This window comes from Hyphomicrobium sp. (assembly GCF_035572195.1).
Taxonomy (GTDB): Bacteria; Pseudomonadota; Alphaproteobacteria; order Rhizobiales; family Hyphomicrobiaceae; genus Hyphomicrobium_B.
Genome location: NZ_DATNBA010000004.1, coordinates 1 through 3,753, shown reverse-complemented (window position 1 = coordinate 3,753; position 3,753 = coordinate 1). Strand labels below are relative to the sequence as shown.

The window sequence follows — 3,753 nt, the reverse complement described above, 5'->3', positions numbered from 1 at the left end:
CGCGATGCCGTCGAGGCCGACGCCGTCCTTGGCCGGTCCGAGGGCGGGATTGGTCGCCCAGATCTCCAGCGCCTTGCCGCCCGGCTTCAGGCTGTAGATGTTCGGCGCGAAGGAATCGGTGACATAGGCCGTGCCGTCGCTGCCGACGACGATGTCGTTGCAGAGCGATTTCGGATCGGCGAGCGCAAAACTGCCCTTCGGCGCGCCGCTGGCGAGATCGAAGGTTTTCAGCCACGCGCCCTTGACGTCGCTCGGACCGGGAACACCGAAGCCGCTGATGTCATTGGAGCAGACATACAGCGTTCCGCTCTTCTCGTCGGCGAGCACACCGAGTGTGGAGCGGCTGTCGTTGGCGCCGGGCTTGACGAGTTGCTCAGCCTTGCCGCCCGGTGCGATCTTCGTAATGCCGCCGTTGTTGAAGCTCCCGACATAAAGCGTTCCGTCCCTGGTCGACGTCACGCTCTCCGGAAAACTCTTGTCCGGCACGCTCACCGGCGTTTCGGAATGAACCGGGCCGGCCAGCATCAACACCAACACAGCCGCACCACGCGCGGTCAAGCGGCGGCGGAGCATACCTCCCTGTACTTCTTTTTTCATGTTGTAATCCTTGATCGGTTGAAACGAGGCATTGCCTCTGGGGCCGATCATCACCAGCCATCGGTCCGCCGCAGCGCAATAGCGTGCGGAAGGCTGCGATCCGTCGAAGGCAGCCCGGAGTTAATCCGATGCCTGATCCTCGAACCTTCGTTGGGAAACTTTAAGGCAGAACTCGAGAAAATCCGCGATTTTTCCGCTCATTGTGCCGGCGGATATATCGGATTGAATATAGCGAGGCGCGGCCATCGGGTGCTCGAACTCGCCCGGCCATAGCCGCTCTCCTTGACGCCGCCGAACGGGGTTTCGACAACGAAGGCGCAGGCGATTTTGGCGCCTGAACGAAGCTCTCACGCGAGAAGCCCCTCGCGAAAGTGCGACGTCGGGCAAATCAGTTTGAAGGCTCTCGGCGCAGCGCCTGCTTGAGCCGGCGCGCATCTTCGGTGGCCTCTGACAGCAGCCAGTTCCGGAACGTGACGATCTTCGGGACGTTCGACGTCGCCTTGGGACAGATGATCCAGTAGGTCTTCGATAACGGAAGTGAATCCGGAAAAGGCCGGACGAGCCGCCCGTTGATCAAATCCCACGCTGCAAGCGTCGTCCGCGCGAGCGCAACGCCCTGCCCGTTGATCGCGGCATCGATCACCATGCTCGCCCGGTTGAGAACCGGACCATGCGTGACCGCATCCTCAGGAACTCCGGCCGCCCGGAGCCAGTGCGTCCAATCCGCCCGGGTGTCGAGATGAATCAGCGGAAACTTCAGGATATCCGCCGGCTTGCCGAGCCGACGGCGACCCGAGAGCAGCTTCGGGCTGCAAACCGCGAAAAGCTGCTCGGCGCTCAACTGGACCGTATCGAGACCGGGCCAATTGCCGTCGCCGTGCCGAACGGCAAGGTCGACTTCCTCGCGCGCGAAATCGACATGATGCAGCGTCGCCGAAATGCGAAGGTCGATGCCGGAATGCGCCTCGGCAAAATGGCCGAGTCGGTGCACGAGCCACTTGGCGGCGAAATCGGGCGACGTGCTGACCGTCAGCACACCGGCATTCTGGCGCTGAAGCAGCCGCTCGGTGCCAACCGCGATGCGGTCCAGTGCATCGCGCACGACCGCAAGATAATCGCGGCCCGCCTCCGTGATCACGAGGCGCTGGCGTTCGCGATTGAACAGCTTGAGTCCAAGCCCCTCTTCGAGCGCCTTGACCTGCTGACTCACCGCTCCCTGGGTGACACAGAGTTCCTCGGCGGCGCGCGTAAAGCTCTCGTGCCGGGCGGCGGCTTCGAAGGCTTTCAGATTGTTCAGCGGCGGCAGTCGCGGGCGCATCGCAGGGACTTCATTAGTAAAACTGGGGCAGGCAGGAGAAAGCATGGTTTGCCGGCAGCTCGCCGGTCGAATTATTGAAAGGCTGCAAGCAAGCATTTCACGAGTTTTGGAGCTTGTCGATGCCGATCTCGATCCAATGGCCTGCGCGTCAGGCTTCTCCGCTTCATCAGGGAAACTGGGGCATTGCCCTTGCCGAGGCGTGGCACCGCTGGTGCCTTCGATGGGCACGACATGAGCAGCGCGCGGCGCTCCTCGATCTGGTCGACGACCCCCATCGGCTGCGGGATCTCGGCATTACCCGACGACAGGCACTGGAAGAAGCCGACAAGCCTTTTTGGAGATAACCGGCGCCTGCCTTCAACCCATTTGAAAAAAGAGAGCCCAATGTCCGATCCAATTGTCTACGGCTTCCCGCGAAGCACCTTCGTCAACATCGTAAGACTTGTCCTGACGCACAAGGACGTGCCCTACGCCTTCCACGACCTGGAAACGGTCATGGGCAAGCCGGAGCATCTGGCGCTGCACCCGTTTGACCGCGTTCCGGTCCTGAGGCACGACGATTTCACGATCTACGAGACCAGCGCCATCGCCTCCTATGTCGACGAGGCATTTGCCGGGCCGCGGCTGACGCCGCAGGATATCCGGGCTCGCGGCCGCATGAACCAGTGGATCAGCGCCGTCAATTCCTACTACTACCCCTACATGATCTATCACGTGACGCACGAGCGGATCGTCTTTCCCGAACTCGGCATCGCAACCGATGAAAAAGTGGTGGCGCACGCGTTGCCCAAGGTCGAGCTTGGGCTCGGCGTCCTGGAGCGCGAGCTGTCGCACGGTCAGAACTACCTGCTTGGCGCCGAACTCTCGCTTGCCGACTTTTACCTGTTGCCGAGCACCTTCGCCTTCAGCCTGACTCAGGAAGGCCAGGCCCTGTATCCCAAATTCCCGGCCTTCAGTCGGTGGCGCGAGCGGATGGAAAACTTGCCAACCACCAGGAAGCAGCGCTCGATCCTGCCGCCCCGCGCGCCCATCCTGCACGCCCGCGAATGGGCCAACTCGCACCGGCCGAAATATTGATGCGCCGCGGCTCAGGCCGACGGCACGGAACCGGCTGCGTCGAGTTTGCGGATCATGAGATTTCGAAACTGCGTGCGCGACAGTGAGTCGTGGACCTGCAACGCGACGTATCCCGTCTGCTGGCGCGAGCTCTGGTAGTCGTTGACGAGATTCCCATTCAAGGTGACCTTGATGCGGGGACCGACGGCTTCGATCGAAAGGTTGTTCCACATGCCGATCTGTACCTGCGTCGGCGCAGACGGCGCCTGCAGATCATAGATCGCGCCGGTGACTTTCAGCGGATGGCCTTCCGTGCCCGTCACCGAATCGTAGCCGCGTTGATCGATCTGGATTTCGTGGCCCTGTGCGTCCGCCGCCTGAAGGGCATTGGCGACGTCCGGCGCCGGAATCCGGATATAGATGCCCGAGTTCTCCTCCCTGCGGCTGATGCGCCATTGCAGCGTGAGAACGAAATCGCCGAAGGTCTCCTTCACGTACCAGTAGAGGCCGTACCATCCCAAGGTTTCAAGTACCGAACCGTGATGAATCATGGACGCGGGGCTGTTGGGCATCTTGACCATCCGCCAGTCGGACAGTGCCAGCGAAAGCGGCGAAAATCCGGCCGCGACCGGCGTTTGCGTCGACGCAATGATCGCGTGGGCCGTCTTGCGGGCGAGCGAAAGCCCGGCGAGCGACGGATTGGCCGATCCGAGCGTGGGAAATAATGCGGGCCCCGCGACGTAGGCGTTCTCGATATTGTGGAACTTGCCGTCAAGATCCGT

The 3,753-nt window shown here is 62.0% G+C and carries 4 protein-coding genes; 1 reads left to right on the top strand and 3 read right to left on the bottom strand.

What is annotated here, in order from left to right; genetic code table 11:
• Both VN623_RS00545 and VN623_RS00540 read right to left on the bottom strand, forming a co-directional pair.
• Nucleotides 1-597 (bottom strand): SMP-30/gluconolactonase/LRE family protein (locus VN623_RS00545; protein WP_414653134.1); only part of this gene is annotated, 597 nt, incomplete at its 3' end.
• A 388-nt stretch (nt 598-985) separates the two neighbouring features.
• The gene (locus VN623_RS00540) at nt 986-1,915 is read right to left on the bottom strand and encodes a transcriptional regulator GcvA (RefSeq protein WP_325567024.1); all 930 of its coding nucleotides are present in this window, start codon (nt 1,913-1,915) and stop codon (nt 986-988) included.
• Nucleotides 1,916-2,146: 231 nt separating this feature from the next.
• Here VN623_RS00540 and VN623_RS00535 point away from each other — a divergent pair, with 231 nt between their 5' ends.
• Entirely contained in the window at nt 2,147-2,992 is an 846-nt protein-coding gene (locus VN623_RS00535; RefSeq protein ID WP_325567022.1) for a glutathione S-transferase family protein, read from the top strand.
• An 11-nt stretch (nt 2,993-3,003) separates the two neighbouring features.
• Here VN623_RS00535 and VN623_RS00530 read toward each other — a convergent pair.
• Nucleotides 3,004-3,753, bottom strand: a 750-nt coding sequence (locus VN623_RS00530; RefSeq protein WP_325567020.1) for a family 16 glycoside hydrolase, incomplete at its 5' end; no start/stop codon positions are given.